Raw genomic sequence first — 13920 nt, 5'->3', positions numbered from 1 at the left:
CCTCACCAGCCGGAGGCGGTGTGCACGACGGCGGTCAGCGCCGGGTCGCCCCAGGCCAGCTCCCGCAGCAGCGCGGCGGTGCCCTCCTCCGGGTCGATCAGCTCGATCCCGCGCCCGGCGTAGCTGCGCGCCAGTTCGTGCGAGACCATGCCGCCGTGCGTGGCGTCCGGCGCCCACGGTCCCCAGTGGACGGTCAGCGCGCGCTGCCCGCTCCGCTGCGCCCAGGCGGCGCCGAGGGTCTCCAGCGCGTCGTTGGCCGCGGCGTAGTCGGTCTGCCCGCGGTTGCCCAGCGCCCCGGCGATGCTGCCGAACAGGACGACGAACCCGGGCGGCTGCGGCACGGTGTCCAGCGCGGCCAGCAGCGCCCGCGCACCGTCCACTTTGGTGCTGTAGACGCGGCGGAACGATTCGGGGGCCTTCTCCGCGAACAGCCGGTCCTCGATCACGCCCGCGGCGTAGACGACGCCGTCCAGCCGGCCGTGCTCGGCGTGGATCTCCTTCACCACCTGGTGCAGCGCCTCGCTGTCGCGCACGTCGACGGCGTGATAACGCACGCTGGATGCCTTGCCCCGCAACGTATCCAGTGTCGCGGTGACCTCGCGTTGCGCCAGCACCAGACGCGCCGCGCGGGCCACCTCGGCCGGGCCGCCCACCCCCTTGCCGGCCAGCACACGCCGGAGCGCGGGCAGATCGGCCGCGGCCTGCACGGCCGGGTCCTCCGGACCGGACGGCAACGGCGTCCGCCCGACCAGCTCGATCGCGCAGCCACCGGCGGCGAACGCCTGCGCCGCGTGCGCCGTGATCCCCCGCCCGCCACCGACGAGCAGCACCACCGCATCGGGGCCGAGCCCGAGTGCGGCCGCTTCGGCCGCGCCGTCACCGGCCGGCCCCGCGCCGGTCGCCGCGAGCGCCCCGAACGGCGCGGGCACGAGCCGCGGTTCGGCTCGCGCACCGGCCGAGACCTGCACCACCGGCGCCCCGCTCACGGCCAGCTCCCGGACCAGCAGTTCGACCGGCCCGTCCAGCTCGACGGCCCGCAGGTCGGTGTCCGGATACTCCCGCGCGAGCGACCGGAACAGCCCGCGCAGCCCGGCGAACGCCGTCGTGTCCGGCCGCGCGAGAACGAACAGCCGCTGGGGCGCCCGCGCCAGATCTTCGCGCAGGCTCGGGATCAGGTCCGGCAACGTCGCGTCGGTGTCGGCGAGCGGTTCGAGGTGGACGATGGTGTCGGCGCCGCCGGCCGCGACCTCCGCGCCGTGCCGGGCGAGCGCTGCGCCGAGCGAAGCGTGCAGCTCCGCATCGCCACCGGCCAAGGCGACGGTCATCCCGTCCAGCTCGTGCTCTCCCACCACGATTCCGGCGCCGGACAACGGAACCGGCTCCAGCACGTACCGTCGTGGCGCGGTCCCGCGCGGCGTATCCACGGCCGGCACCGGCACCGGCGGTGCCACGTCGGCGACTGCGGCGGGCGGCTGCTGCGCGCCACCGAACCACTCCGCCATCGCCCCCACCGAGCGCAGCGCCGACAGCTCCTCCACGTCCGCACCCGCGGGGACCGCCAGCCGCCGCACCAGTTCCCCGGCGATCTCCGTGCGCTTGATGGAATCCACGCTCAGGTCCGCTTCCAGATCCAGCTCCGGCTCCACCATGTCCGCCGGATACCCGGTCCGGTCGGCGACCACCGAGACCACCACGTCCAGCACGTCCAGCACGTCCGTCACCGGTTCCGGCTCCGGTTTCACGGCGGGGGCCGCCTGCTCCGGCGGCTGCTCCACCACGACGGGCGCAGGCAGCGCAGCCGGTGCGCCGAGGTAGGTCAGCAGCACGTCCCGTTGCGCGGCGACCTGCTCCCGGCTCGTCCGCAGGAACTCGCGGATCAGGTCTTCCCGTTCACTCATCGGCGCCGTCTGCCTTTCACCCCTGGTCAACGCTTCGATCCGCCGCGCCGGGACCAGCCCGCCCGCCGGCGGTGTCCCGTCCGCGGTGCGCACGGCCTGCCCGTCCACGGTCCACTTCGGACGCTTCGGCGGCTCCTTCGCCGCGTCCCGCACGTCCCGGCCCCGGAAGAGCCAGCCCGCGTCGAGCGGGATGCCGGACACGGCCAGCATCGCCACCGCGCCGAGGAAGCCGCGAAGCCCGCCGTCGCAGGCGACCGTCGTGTGTGGACGGTCACCGAGGATCGCACCGACCAGACGGGACAGTACTCGCCCCGGACCGGCCTCACCGAACACCCTCGCCCCGGCCTCGTACATCGCCTCGATCTGCGCGACGAACGCGACCGGCGCCTCGAGCTGGGCGGCCAGTTCCGCCCGTACCGCACCGGAATACTCCCCGGCGGTCCGGTTCGCGAAGACCGGCAGCTCCGGCGCGCGCACCTCGGCCCCGGCCAGCGCCGAGGCGAACCGCCGCCCGGCGCCGTGCAGCACCGGGCTGTGGAACGCGCACGCGACTGGGATCCGCTGCGCGCTCATCCCGGCTCCCCGCAGGATCGCACACGCCTCGTCCACCGCGGGTTCCGGGCCGGAGATCACCACCTGCCGTGGTGCGTTGTGGTTCGCGATCACCACATCGAGGTCGCCGAGCGCGGCGCGTACCTCGTCCGCGGAGGCGGCGACCGCGGCCATCGTGCCCGGATAGGCACCCGCCACGTCGAGAATCGCTTCCGCACGCGCGCGGGAAAGGCTCAGCAGCGTGGCCGCGTCGAAGGAACCCGCCGCATACAACGCCACCAGCTCGCCGTAGCTGTGCCCGCCCAGCAAATCCGGCCGGACACCGAGCCGGGTCAGCAGATGGTGCACGGCCAGCCCGGTCACCCCGAGCGCGGGCTGCGCCACCCTCGTGTCCCGCAGCCGCCGCTCCTGCTCGGCCTCCGCGCCGAACGCGGCGGGCGGGAACAGCTCCGCCGCGGGCGCCCCCGGCAGCCGCAGATAGTGCTGCACCTCCGGGAAGGTGACGTACAGCTCGGCGAGCATGCCCGGCCGCTGACTGCCCTGGCCCGGGAACAGCAGCGCCAGCTTGCCCGGCACCACGGCGTCGGCCTGGAACAGCCCGGCCGGTGGGTCGTGTTCGCCGGCCGCCAGCCGCGGCAGCAGCTCGCCCAGTTCGTCCACAGTGGACGCAACCAGTGCCGCCTGCACTGGCCCGCCCCGCCGGGCCGCGCGCCGGGCCGCGGTCGCGGCGAGGTCCCGCAGCCGCACCGGACCCGACCGGATCAGCTCCTGCAACCAGTCCATCCGTAAGTCCGGGAACAGGAACAGCTCGGCGGGCCATTCATCGGCCGCGTGCCGGGGCACCGGACCGCGAGCGCCCGCGGTGAGTACGACGTGGAAATTCGTCCCGCCGAAGCCGAACGCGCTCACCCCGGCCACCCGGTCGGCGGGCGCGGCCGCCCACGGGCGCGCCTGGTCCCGGAAGGCGAACGGGCTGTCCTCGCCCCAGCCCGGGTTCGGCGAGCGCACGTGCAGGGTCGGTGGCAGGGTCCCGGTGTGCAGGGCCAGCGCGCTCTTGATCAGCCCGGCGAGCCCGGCCGCGCACTTGGTGTGCCCGATCTGCGATTTGACCGAACCGATCGCGCAGCCGCCGGGCTCGGCGCCCGCCTCGGTGAACACCGCGCTGAGCGTGGTCAACTCGGTGCGGTCGCCGACCACGGTGCCGGTACCATGCGCCTCGATCAGCCCGACCGAGGCCGGGGAAAGACGCGCATTGCGGTAGGCCCGTTCCAGCGCCGAGCGCTGGCCTTCCGGCCGCGGCGCGGTCAAGCCGAGCGAACGGCCATCGCTGGCGCTGCCCAGGCCCTTGATCACCGCGTAGACCCGGTCGCCGTCGCGTTCGGCGTCGGCCAGCCGCTTCAGCACGACGCACGCCACGCCCTCGCCGAGCGCGATCCCGTCCGCCGAGCTGTCGAACGTGCGGCAGCGGCCGGTCGGGGAAAGCGCCTGCACGGACGAGAACATCAGGTAGTCGTTGATCCCGTTGTGCAGGTCCGCGCCGCCGCAGAGGACCACGTCGCTGGTGCCGTTGACGAGTTCCTTGCACGCCACGTCGACCGCGGCCAGCGACGAGGCGCAGGCCGCGTCCACGGTGTAATTCGCGCCGCCGAGATCCAGCCGGTTGGCGATCCGCCCGGCGATCACGTTGGCCAGCATGCCCGGGAACGAATCCTCGGTGATCCGCGGCAGCTGCTCGCCGAGTTCCTCCGGCAGCTGCCCCAGATAACTGGGCAGCACGGTGCGCAGCACGGTCGCGTTGGACAGGTCGCTACCCGCTTCCGCACCGAACACGACGCTGGTGCGAGCGCGGTCGAACGCGCCCAGCGACGCGTCTTGCAACGCCTGGTCGGCCGCGGCGAGCGCGAGCAGCTGCACCGGCTCGATCGCGGCCAGCGACGACGGCGGAATCCCGTACGCCAGCGGGTCGAACGGGATCTCCGGCAGGAACCCGCCCCACTTCGACGGCGTCCGGCCCGGCCCCTCGCCGTGGTAGATCTCCGGTGCCCAGCGGTGCGCGGGCACCTCGGTCACCGCGTCCGTCCCGGCGAGAATCCCGGCCCAGAACGCGGCCAGGTCCGGTGCCTGCGGGAACATCGCGGACATCCCGACGATCGCCACGTCCAGCGGCGGCGGCGCCTCGGCGCTCGCCGGTGCGGGCAGGCCGAACCGGCACCGCAACTGGGCGGCACGCGACTCGTGGAAGTCCTTCGCCCCGTCCGTCACCGACCAGTGCAACGCGCCGACCGTGCCGACCGACGAACGCAGCACAGCCACCTGTCCGGCCATGTAGAGACCGGCTTCGACCTGCGCGGCTTCGTCCACGTCGACCAGCCGCGCACCTTCGCGGCGCACACCCTTGCTCGCGATCCGCAGGCGACCGACGTTGGCCTGTTCGAGTTCTTCCCACACCTCGCGCTCGGGCAGGCCACCGGCGCGCAGCGTCGCACGCAGCTCGCGAAATTCGGTGACGAACGGGCTGGCCACACACCGGGTGGCGTGGCCGGGCGCGGTCTCCAGCAGCTCCGTCCGCTCGGCTTCGACCACCTGACGCTGGAAAGCCGGGAGCACTGCGCCCTGTTCGACCGCTTCGCGGGTGAACAGGTACGCGCTGCCCATCAGCACGCCGACCCCGGCGCCGCGTTCGGCCAGCGGCGCCGCGGCCACCGCGACCGCCGCCGCGGAACGCGCGTCGTGCACTCCACCGGCGAAGTAGACGTGCACCTGGTCGCCCGGGTGGTCCTTCAGATGAGCGAGGAGCACGTCGATCTGCGCTTCCCACAACGGGAAACTCTCGGCCGGGCCGACGTGCCCGCCGCATTCGGCGCCCTCGAACACGAACTTGCGCGCCCCGGCTTCGAGGAACTGCCGCAGCAGCACGGGAGAAGGGACATGCAGGAACGCCTGGATGCCCTCCGCCTCCAGCGCCGCCGCCTGCGCGGGACGGCCACCCGCCACGATCACGCACGCCGGCTTGACCTCGTGGATCACCGCGAGCTGCGCGGCGCGCACCTCTTCCGGGGCGAAGCCGAGAATGCCCGCGCCCCACGGGCGATCCGGGATCGCGCGCCGGGTGTCCTCCAGCAACGCCCTGGTCTGCTCGGCGTCCGCCAGCGCGAGCGCCACGAACGGCAGCGCGCCCTCCTCCGCGACGGCCGCGGCGAACCCGGGCCGGTCGCTCACCCGCGTCATCGGCCCCTGCGCGACCGGCAGCGCCACCCCGGTCGCCCTGGCCAGCGGGGACTCCGCGCCCAGCGGCGCGGGCGCCGCCGCGGGGACCGCGAGGATCGCTTCGCGCACCGCACGGACCGCGCGATCGACGTCCCCGAACCGCTCCGCGAACAACGGCGCCAGCAGTTCGTCCGACGTTCCCGGAATGTCCACTTCGGACAGCAGGGTCAGCTCGCGATCGAGCACCACCCCGCTCGCCCCGGCCACGACCGCCGCCGCGGCGGTGCGCGGGCCGAGCCCACCGGCCAGCCAGACGGGGGTGCCGGACTGCGCCACAAGCTGTTGCAGCAACACAAAAGAGCTCAGCTCGGACTCGTGCCCGCGGGCGAGCACACCGTCGTATCCGGCCGCCGCCCGGGCTTCGTCGAGACTGGTCACTTCGGCGAGCACGCGGTACGCGGTGAGCCCGGACCACGTCGCGCCGCGGGCGAGCACCACGGTGTCCACCGCCGCGGGCAGATCGGCCGGGCCGAGCCGGCAGCCGGGGCCGACCCGGACCCCGAAGCCACCCGGGGCCCACGCCGCGGCCAGTTCGAGCGCCCGCCGGGCCTGCGCGTCGCCGCTGCCGAGGTCGAGCACGCCGAGCCCGCCGCCGCGGGCCACCGCCGCGACCAGCCGCGCGTCCGGCGCCCCGGCCGGGCTGAGCCCGAGCACCAGCACGCGCTCCTCCCGCGCCGTCCCCGATGAAGTCCCCACCGGTCCTCCGTTTCCGTCTCGAGTACACCGGGGATGTCCCCGATCGGGCTAAAACCGGCTCCGCAAGTTAGCCCAGCGAATGGCGCGGATCAACTTTTCCCGGGTTCGTGAAGTGAATATCCGTCCAGCGGGTGAAATATGGCCGGTCACACTTCATCAATTCCGGTGAATTCGGCGCACCCTGGGCGCGCGAAAACCGGCGGAGCCGGACCGCCACGATGCGTTCCCGGTTACTCCGCCGGGAACACGACTATCACGAGCGCGGACGGTCCGCATTCGCAGTGCGGGGCCGCGTCCCACGGACGGGGCAAATGAGCGCACGCGGGGAGCAAGGATAATCGGGCAAAAACCTCGGACAGCTTCTGAATACCGAGGTCACCGGTCCGTGGTGCGGGGGCGGCGCAGTCCGGTCAGATCCATCGGTGGTGCGGGAGGAAGCGTGCCGGGGCGGGACGGCGGGTGGGCCAGGAAGGACTGGAAGAGGTAGGTGAGGAGGCGGAGCGCGGCGGGCAGGGCGATCTCGGGCGGATGGTGGGCCAAGCCGCTGACGGCCAGCAGGAGAAGGGGGATATCCGCGGGGTCGAAGTCCGCGCGGAGTTGCCCGGCGTCACGGGCGCGCCGGATCAAGGTGGACACGACCTCCTCCGCGCGGGTGCGCTGCCCGCCGGAGTCCACCGCCTCGGGGAAGCCGGTCATGGACACCATGTCGAAGCCGCGGTCGGTGACCAGCGTGGTGCAGACCGTCTTCAGGAAGACGAACAGGCCGTGCCCCGGATCGGGGTCGGCCAATGCCTCCTCCAGGGCGGTTGTACACGTGACGACCTGATCGTCGAAGGCGGCGACGACGAGCGCGGAGCGGTTCGGGAAGCGGCGGTAGAGGGTGGCCACGCCGACGCCGGCCCGGCGGGCGACCGCGCTCATCGGGGCGTCGACGCCGTGGGCCGCGAACACCTCGCGCGCGGCCTTCAAGACGCGTTCGCGGTTGTGGCGGGCGTCGGCGCGCAGTTCCGCGCCGGGCGGGCCGGGCGGCTCTTCGGGGGTGGGATCGGCAGTGTTATGAGAATCCTGATCAAGCAATGTTTCTCACTTCGGGCCAAGTGGTCGAGTGCTTCCAGTTACGACGTTAGCATGCGTGCATCAAGATCTTTTCCTTTGAGCACAAGGAGAATCATGTACGACCTGGCACGCCTGCCCGGCACTACGGCCCTGGTTACCGGGGCATCGGGCGGGATCGGCGCCGAGTTCGCCCGCAGGCTCGCCCAGCGCGGTGCGGACCTCGTGATCGTGGCGCGCTCAGGCGACAAACTGGAGACTCTCGCGTCGTTCCTGCGCTCGGCCTACGGAGTCCGGGTGTGGACGGAGAAGCTGGACCTGTCCGAGACCGACGCGCCGCGGGACCTGTTCGAGCAGACCGTCGAGCACGGGATCGAGATCGGCTTCCTCGTGAACAACGCGGGCGGCGGGGTGGGCGGGCCGGCGGCGAAAGCCGATCCGGCGGGCGTCGCGGCGATGGTGCAGCTGAACTCGCATGCCGTGGTGGACAGCATGATTCGCTTCCTTCCGGGCATGGTCTCCCGTGGTCGCGGAGCGATCGTGAACGTCGTGAGCGCTTCCGCGTTCCAGCCCACGCCGTACCTGGCCGCCTATGCCGCGAGCAAGGCGATGGTGCAGTCCTTCACCCAGGCAGTCGGCGAGGAGGTCGCCGGCTCGGGTGTCCGGGTGCTGGCGGTGCACCCGGGCGTGACCGTCACCGGGCAGCGGTCCGAAGAGATCCTGGGCGTAATGGCGAAATTCTGCGGCCTGCGGCAGCCGGAGCACGTCGTCACCACTGCTTTCCGTGCGCTGGGCTCGCGCAAGTTCTCGGTGGTCGACGGCCGCCGCTACTCGCTGTTCACCGGCCTGACCCAGCGCTTGCCCGCTCGGACGACGCTGGCGCTGATGCGGCGGATCACGGGCAAGACCCTCTCCGGAGTGTGATCAGGCCGGCCCATTCGTCAGCGACAGATTGAACGAATACCGCGAAGCCCGGTAGACATGCCACCCGTACTCGACGACCCGGCCCGTTTCGTCGTAGGTCGTGCGGGCCATCGTCAGCAGGGCCGCGCCGGGCTGCTCCCCCAGCAGGTCCGCGTCCTCCGGCGTGGCCAGCCGGGCGCCGATCGACTGCTGTGCCGAGTGCAGCCGCACGCCCGCGGTGCGCAGGAGCTGATAGAGACCGTGGCCGCGCAGCTCCTCGTCGGCCGGGGCCGGCAGGTCGGGCGGCAGGTAGTTGTTCATCACCGCCAGTGGTTCACCGTCGACGGTGCGGATCCGCCGGAGGCGGCGGACCTCGCCGAGCCCGGGACATTCCAGCCGGGCGGCGGCGTCCGGCCCGGCCGGTTCGAGCCGGTTGACCAGGACCGCCGAGCCCGGCGTCCCGCCCAGCCCGGCCAGGTCGTCGAAGAGGCTGCTCAGCCGCAGCGGGCGAGCCACCTTCGTCCGTACGACCTGGGTGCCGACACCGCGTTTGCGCACCAGCAGGCCCTGATTGACCAAGGTCTGGATGGCCTGGCGCACGGTCGGGCGGGACAGCCGCAGACCCGCCGCCAAGTCGATCTCGTTGGCCAGCCGCGTGCCCGCGGGCAGCCGGCCGTCCTCGATCGCCGCCTGCAACTGCCGCGCGACCTGCGCGTACAACGGCTCGGGGCGGGCCGGTTCCACCACGATCTCGCGGGCGGGATCCCAGGCCGGGCTGCTGTTCACCCGCGGCAGCCTACCGGCCGCGGTCACAGTGACATAATGTCCGTATGTCTTGACAAAGTCGCGAAGCCGCTGGCAGGGTCGATCCGCCAGTACCGTGGTAGGCGCCGCGGCAACCAGGAGGACGACGGTGAGCACAGGCACGGCACCCGCGTTCGACCTCATCACGATGGGCCGGATCGGGGTGGACATCTACCCCCTGGAGATCGGCGTCGGGCTCGCCGAGGTGACCTCGTTCGGCAAGTACCTCGGCGGCAGCGCCACCAACGTCGCGGTCGCGGCGGCGCGGTTCGGGCGACGGGCCGCGGTCGTGACCAAGACCGGGGCCGATCCGTTCGGCACCTTCCTCCGGCGGGCACTGACCGGGTACCGGGTCGACACCCGGTGGGTCGGCACCTCCCCCGGCCTGCCCACGCCGGTCACCTTCTGCGAGATCTTCCCGCCCGACGACTTCCCGCTGTACTTCTACCGCCACCCGCTGGCCCCCGACCTCGATCTGCACGAGTCCGAAGTGGACTTCGACGCGATCCGGGCGGCGAAGGTCTTCTGGGTGACCGGCACCGGGCTGTCCCGGGAGCCGAGCCGCACGACCACGCTGGCCGCCCTCGAAGCCCGCGGGCGGCGCGGGATCACCGTGCTCGACCTGGACTACCGGCCGATGTTCTGGGATTCGCGCGAACAAGCCCGCGGCTGGGTCGGCAAGGCACTGGAACAGGTCACCGTCGCGGTCGGCAATCTCGACGAATGCGATACCGCAGTGGCCACACAGGACCCGCACGAGGCGGCGAAGGCATTGCAGGAAAAGGGAGTCTCCCTCGCGGTGGTGAAGCAAGGCCCGAAGGGCGTTCTCGCGGCAGACGATTCCGGCGAGGTCGAAGTACCGCCGATACCGGTCGAAGTCGTCAACGGTCTCGGCGCGGGCGACGCGTTCGGCGGCGCCCTCGTGCACGGTCTGCTGTCCGGATGGGACACCGAGCGGATCATGCGGTTCGCGAACGCGGCCGGGGCGCACGTGGCGGGCGAGCTGGCCTGCTCCGACGCGATGCCCACGGAGGAACAAGTCCTGCGAAAGCTCGGAGGGAACCGGTGATCGACACGGTGCGCGGCATCGTCTCCCGGCGGGTGCACCACCCGGAGGCGATCGCCGAGGCGGCGGCGGCCCGCGTGCGCGCGAAATCGCCGTTCAACAGCAAAGGCCGGACGATGATCATCGCCGCGGACCATCCGGCCCGCGGGGCGCACGCGGCCGGTGGGGACCCGCTCGCCATGGCCGACCGCGGCGAGTTGCTGGAGCGGCTCTATCTCGCGCTGGAACGGCCCGGGGTCACCGGGGTGCTGGCCACCGCCGACGTGATCGATGATCTGCTGCTGCTCGGCGTGCTCGACGGCAAGACCGTGCTGGGCTCGATGAACCGTACCGGGCTGGCCGGGTCGAGCTTCGAGATCGACGACCGGTTCGCGAGTTACGACGCGGACGCCCTGGCGCGGATGCGGTTCGACGGCGGTAAAATGCTCACCCGCATCTGCCTCGACGACCCGGTCACGCCCACGGTGCTGGAGAACACCGCGCGAGCAGTCGACGAGCTGGCCGGGCATCGCCTGATCGCGATGGTCGAGCCGTTCCTGTCCGTCTGGGCCGGCGGGCGGCTGCGCAACGACCTCTCCCCCGACGCGGTGATCCGCGCCATCACCATCGCCTCCGGGCTCGGCAGCTCGTCCGCCTACACCTGGCTCAAGCTTCCTGTGGTCGACGACATGGCGCGCGTGCTGGCGGCTTCGACGCTGCCGGCCGTGCTGCTCGGCGGTGAAGTCGCCGACGCCGATGCGACGTTCGCGGCGTGGCAGGAAGCGCTCGCGCTGCCGACCGTGCAAGGGCTGGTGGTCGGCCGCGCCCTGCTCTACCCGCAGGACGGCGATGTGGCGAAAGCGGTCGACACGGCGGTGGGGCTGCTGTGAACCTCCACCGCAAGGCGGGCAGCACCGCCGACGCACCGTTCAGCGTGGTCGTCACCCCGGAATCGGCCGGCTGGGGTCTCTCCGGCCTGCGGATCCTCGAATTCGACGGCACCCATACCGTGTCCACTTCGGACTCCGAAGCGCTCGTCCTGCCGCTTTCGGGCAGTTGCACCGTACGCGTCGACGGAGAGCCCTTCGCCCTGATCGGACGTACCGGCGTGTTCGATTCGGTAACCGATTTCGCTTATCTCCCCAGGGATTCCGTCGCCGAGATCACTGGGACCGGCCGGTTCGCCCTACCCTCGGCGAAAACCGCGAAGCGGCTGCCCGCCCGATACGGCCCGGCGTCCGGCGTGCCGCGCGAGCTGCGCGGAGCCGGCAACTGCAGCCGTCAGGTCAACAACTACTGCCTGCCAAACACTTTCGAAGCCGATCAGCTCCTCGTCTGCGAGGTACTGACGCCCGGCGGAAACTGGTCGTCCTACCCGCCGCACAAGCACGACGAAGCACGCGAGGGCGAAAGCGAACTCGAAGAGATCTACTACTTCGAGGTGGCCCGCGGAGGCATCGGATACCAGCGCGTGTACGGCACCGACGAACGGCCGATCGAAGTCCTCGCCGAGGTCCGCACCGGCGACGTGGTGCTGATCCCGCACGGCTGGCACGGGCCGTCGATGGCCGCGCCCGGTTACGACCTCTACTACCTCAACGTGATGGCCGGTCCCGGGCCGGAACGTGCCTGGCTGATCTGCGACGACCCGGCGCACGCCTGGGTCCGGCAGACCTGGGAGGCCCAGGATATCGACCCACGGCTGCCGTTCGGAGGCGCGCAATGACCGTCCGGCTGACCACCGCGCAGGCCCTCGTGCGGTTTCTGTCCACTCAGTACTCCGCGCGCGACGGCGCGGAGCAGCGGCTGATCCCCGGCGTCTGGGGGATCTTCGGGCACGGCAACGTCGCCGGGATCGGGCAGGCGCTGCTGCAGGCCGCCCGTACCGGCGAGGCGGATCTACCGTATTACCTGTCCCGCAACGAACAAGGCCAGGTGCACGCGGCCGCCGCGTACGCGAAGATGCGCAATCGGTTGCAGACCTTTGCCTGCACCGCTTCGACCGGCCCCGGTTCGACGAACATGATCACCGGCGCCGCGCTCGCCACCACGAACCGGATCCCGGTCCTGCTGCTGCCCAGCGACGTCTTCGCCACCCGGGTGACGGATCCCGTGCTGCAGCAACTGGAAGACGCCCGCGGCGGCGACCTCACGGTGAACGACGCGTTCCGCCCGGTGTCGAAGTACTTCGACCGGATCACCCGGCCGGAGCAGCTCATCCCGGCGGCGCTCGCCGCGATGCGTGTGCTCACCGACCCGGCCGAAACCGGCGCCGTCACTCTCGCGCTCCCCCAGGACTTGCAGGCCGAGGCGTTTGACTGGCCGGAGGAGTTCTTCCGCCGCAGGGTCTGGCACGTCGACCGGCCGGCGCCCGATCCGGCCGCGGTGGCCCGCGCGGTTTCCTTGCTGCGCAACGCGAAGAAGCCACTCATCGTCGCCGGTGGCGGCGTGGTGTACTCCGAAGCCGAACGGGAGCTGCGTGCGTTCGCCGAGGCGACCGGCATTCCGGTCGCGGACACGCACGCGGGGAAGGGCGCCGTACCGTGGGATCACCCGTGCGCAGTCGGCGGAATCGGTTCCACCGGCACGTCGACAGCGAACGCGCTGGCCGCGGAGGCGGACGTGGTGCTGGGCATCGGCACCCGCTACAGCGACTTCACCACGGCCTCGCACACCGTGTTCGGAAATCCCGCCGTCCGGTTCGTGAACCTCAACATCGCGCGGCTCGACGCGGCGAAGCACTCCGCCGAAATGGTTCTCGCGGACGCAAAGCGTGGCATCCTCGCGGTGCACGAAGCGTTGACCGGCTGGCAGGTCGACGAAACGTACCGGGCTCGCACGCGGCTGCTCGCCGAGGATTGGAATCGCACCACCGAAGCGTGTTTCGACGCCGGTCATGGCCCATTGCCCGCGCAGACCGAGATCCTCGGCGCGCTCAACCGCATGCTCGACGACCGTGACGTGGTGATCAACGCCGCCGGTTCGATGCCCGGCGATCTTCAGATGCTTTGGCGTGCCCGGGATCCGAAGGCCTATCATGTGGAATACGCCTACTCCTGCATGGGCTACGAGATCGCCGCCGGGGCCGGGGTCAAGCTGGCCGCCCCGGACCGCGAGGTCGTCGTGCTGGTCGGCGACGGCTCCTACCTGATGATGGCACAGGAGCTGGTGACCATCGTCGCCGAACGGCTGAAGGTGATCGTGGTGCTGGTACAGAACCACGGGTTCGCCTCGATCGGCGCCCTGTCGGAATCCCTGGGCTCACAACGGTTCGGCACCTCCTACCGGTATCGCGACCCGGATTCCGGACTGATCGAGGGCGCGGCGCTGCCGGTGGATCTGGCGGCGAACGCGGCCAGCCTCGGCGCCACCGTGCTCCGAGCGTCCACAGTGGAGGAATTCCGCACCGCGCTCGCGCAGGCCAAGGCGAACTCCACGACCACCGTGGTGCACGTCGAAACCGATCCCCGCGGCCCCGTCCCACCCGGGTCGGCCTGGTGGGACGTCCCGGTCGGCGAAGTGTCCGAATTGGACTCCACCCGACGGGCCCGGGAAACCTACCGCGCGGCCAAACGCGCCCAGCGGCCGTACCTCTGAATTCCGGCGAACGTCACCGCGCGGGCAACGCCGTCGTCCAGGTCAGCGGCAGGCGAACCGGGCCACGCTGACGGCGGCCGCGCTGCCAGCGCACCTCGGTGACGT

8 protein-coding genes are annotated in these 13920 nt (G+C 71.8%); 5 read left to right on the top strand and 3 right to left on the bottom strand.

Translation table 11 applies throughout. The features are described 5' to 3' along the window. Positions 1-2 precede the first annotated feature (2 nt). Complete coding sequence (locus ATK36_RS30400) at positions 3-6413, bottom strand: type I polyketide synthase (protein WP_245915315.1); 6411 nt, start codon at positions 6411-6413, stop codon at positions 3-5. 375 nt (positions 6414-6788) lie between these two features. Beyond that, positions 6789-7490, bottom strand: coding sequence for a TetR/AcrR family transcriptional regulator (locus ATK36_RS30395; protein WP_098514571.1), 702 nt, complete (start codon positions 7488-7490; stop codon positions 6789-6791). A gap of 93 nt (positions 7491-7583) precedes the next feature. Here ATK36_RS30395 and ATK36_RS30390 point away from each other — a divergent pair, with 93 nt between their 5' ends. Beyond that, a complete protein-coding gene (locus ATK36_RS30390) occupies positions 7584-8390 on the top strand; it encodes an SDR family NAD(P)-dependent oxidoreductase (RefSeq protein ID WP_170069971.1) in 807 nt (268 codons plus the stop codon). Here ATK36_RS30390 and ATK36_RS30385 read toward each other — a convergent pair whose 3' ends face one another. Next, positions 8391-9155, bottom strand: a complete 765-nt coding sequence (locus ATK36_RS30385) for a GntR family transcriptional regulator (RefSeq protein ID WP_170069970.1) — start codon at positions 9153-9155, stop codon at positions 8391-8393. Between the two features lie 127 nt (positions 9156-9282). Between ATK36_RS30385 and iolC the strand changes: the two genes are divergently transcribed. From iolC to iolD, 4 genes are read left to right on the top strand one after another with little or no spacing between them, the layout of a single operon-like run. Next, positions 9283-10242: a 5-dehydro-2-deoxygluconokinase gene (gene iolC, locus ATK36_RS30380; RefSeq protein ID WP_387000487.1), complete on the top strand. Its 960-nt coding sequence runs from the start codon at positions 9283-9285 to the stop codon at positions 10240-10242. Continuing rightward, complete coding sequence (locus tag ATK36_RS30375; RefSeq protein WP_098514568.1) at positions 10239-11108, top strand: Cgl0159 family (beta/alpha)8-fold protein; 870 nt, start codon at positions 10239-10241, stop codon at positions 11106-11108. Before iolC ends, ATK36_RS30375 begins: the two co-directional genes overlap by 4 nt. Then, positions 11105-11944, top strand: a complete 840-nt coding sequence (iolB, locus tag ATK36_RS30370; RefSeq protein WP_098514567.1) for a 5-deoxy-glucuronate isomerase — start codon at positions 11105-11107, stop codon at positions 11942-11944. Before ATK36_RS30375 ends, iolB begins: the two co-directional genes overlap by 4 nt. After that, complete coding sequence (gene iolD / locus ATK36_RS30365) at positions 11941-13815, top strand: 3D-(3,5/4)-trihydroxycyclohexane-1,2-dione acylhydrolase (decyclizing) (RefSeq protein ID WP_098514566.1); 1875 nt, start codon at positions 11941-11943, stop codon at positions 13813-13815. The genes iolB and iolD overlap by 4 nt, the downstream gene beginning before the upstream one ends. Positions 13816-13920 lie beyond the last annotated feature (105 nt).

It is taken from the genome of Amycolatopsis sulphurea (assembly GCF_002564045.1).
Taxonomy (GTDB): domain Bacteria; phylum Actinomycetota; class Actinomycetes; order Mycobacteriales; family Pseudonocardiaceae; genus Amycolatopsis; species Amycolatopsis sulphurea.
This window is presented reverse-complemented; position numbering and strand designations above follow the sequence as displayed.

Bases quoted from the DNA above. Each gene is read 5' to 3' on its own strand.
- ATK36_RS30390 (WP_170069971.1), top strand. From the start codon at position 7,584: ATGTACGACCTGGCACGCCTGCCCGGCACTACGGCCCTGGTTACCGGG.
- iolD (WP_098514566.1), top strand. From the start codon at position 11,941: ATGACCGTCCGGCTGACCACCGCGCAGGCCCTCGTGCGGTTTCTGTCC.